Raw genomic sequence first — 1,532 nt, 5'->3', positions numbered from 1 at the left:
CCTTGGTGGCGCTGTACAGCGTGACCCGCGGCAACCGCCGCGCCTACCTGCATGTCGAGGAGTTCGTCGCCGGCAGCCCGCTGGGCGAGCTGCTGCCCACCGCCGCCACGGTGCTGCGCGAACTGCGCGACACCGGCAAGCTCGACTACCCTGATCTGGCCGAGCCCCAGGCCACCTGGGCAACGTTGCTGGCGCGCAGCCTGAACCTCGACAGCACCCTGCGCGTCAGCCTCAGCGGCAAGGGCGCCGAGGCCTGGCGCGAGCAGCTGGTCAAGGCCGGCGTGCGCAGCGCCCGGCTCGAGGTTGGCGACGCCCCGACCGAAGGCCTGCACCTGGAACTGATCCGTTGAGTGAGCGCCACCATGGCCAACAATGACCGCCTGTTGATCCAGATCCTGCTGCTGACCCTGCTGGGCGCCGCGCTGTGGGTGATGGCGCCGTTCATCTCGGCGCTGCTGTGGGGCGCCATCCTGGCGTTTGCCAGCTGGCCGCTGATGCGCCTGCTGACCCGCGTGCTCGGTGGGCGCGAAACCCTCGCCGCGAGCCTGCTGACCACGGTGTGGATTCTGCTGGTGGCGCTGCCGCTGGTGTGGCTGGGTTTCAACCTGGCCGACCATGTGCGCGATGCCACCGCGTTCATTCGCGACGTGCAGGTCGATGGCCTGCCGGACGCGCCCGCCTGGGTGGCGGGCATTCCGTTCGTGGGCGAACGCCTGGTGAGCTGGTGGGAGTCGTTCGACCAGCAGGGCGCGGCCTTGCTGGCCTCGGCCAAGCCGTATCTGGGCCAGGTCGGCAACTGGTTGCTGGCGCGCAGCGCGCAGATCGGCGGCGGGGTGCTGGAGCTGACCCTGAGCTTGGTGTTCGTGTTCTTCTTCTACCGCGACGGGCCGCGCCTGGCGGCCTTCGTCCACCGCCTGCTGCAACGGCTGGTGGGTGATCGCGCCGAGTACTACGTCGACCTGGTGGCCGGCACCGTGCAGCGGGTGGTCAATGGCGTGATCGGTACCGCCGCGGCCCAGGCCCTGCTGGCGCTGATCGGCTTCCTGATCGCCGGTGTGCCGGGGGCGATCGTGCTTGGCCTGGTGACCTTCATGCTCAGCCTGATCCCCATGGGCCCGCCGCTGGCCTGGATCCCCGCCACTGCTTGGCTGGTGTCCAAAGGCGACTATGGCATGGCGGTGTTCCTCGGCATCTGGGGCACCTTCGTCATCAGTGGCGTGGACAACGTGCTCAAACCGTACCTGATCAGCCGGGGCGGCAACCTGCCGCTGGTGATCGTGCTGCTGGGGGTGTTCGGTGGCCTGATCGCGTTCGGCTTCATCGGCCTGTTCATCGGGCCGACCCTGCTGGCGGTGGGGTACAGCCTGCTGCTGGACTGGAGCCGCAATTCCGCGCAGCACACGCCGCAACGTTGATCTTTCGGGCCTCTTCGCGGGTAAAGCCGCGAAGAGGCCCGTGCAGCGATCCGGTGGACCTGATCTTTACGCTTTCTTTATGCCCTGACCCCACCCCCGATCTCGCCCCTTTACGCC

Annotated in this window: 2 protein-coding genes; both read left to right on the top strand. The window is 68.4% G+C overall.

From position 1 onward, the window contains the following. Window positions 1-350, top strand: a 350-nt coding sequence (locus tag CC207_RS28055; protein WP_256582352.1) for a DUF4892 domain-containing protein, incomplete at its 5' end; no start/stop codon positions are given. A 12-nt stretch (window positions 351-362) separates the two neighbouring features. Next, window positions 363-1,415 carry an AI-2E family transporter gene (locus CC207_RS24560; protein WP_028690484.1) on the top strand — a complete coding sequence of 351 codons (1,053 nt, stop codon included), beginning with the start codon at window positions 363-365 and terminating at the stop codon, window positions 1,413-1,415. Window positions 1,416-1,532: the final 117 nt, after the last annotated feature.

Origin of the sequence: Pseudomonas sp. DrBHI1, from assembly GCF_002205115.1 — a bacterium.
Lineage (GTDB): Bacteria > Pseudomonadota > Gammaproteobacteria > Pseudomonadales > Pseudomonadaceae > Aquipseudomonas > Aquipseudomonas mosselii.
Note: the sequence above shows the minus strand (reverse complement) of the source record. Positions and strands in the feature narration are given on the sequence as shown.

Excerpts from the sequence above, each read along its gene's own strand:
- CC207_RS24560 (WP_028690484.1), top strand. The coding sequence starts at position 363 with ATGGCCAACAATGACCGCCTGTTGATCCAGATCCTGCTGCTGACCCTG.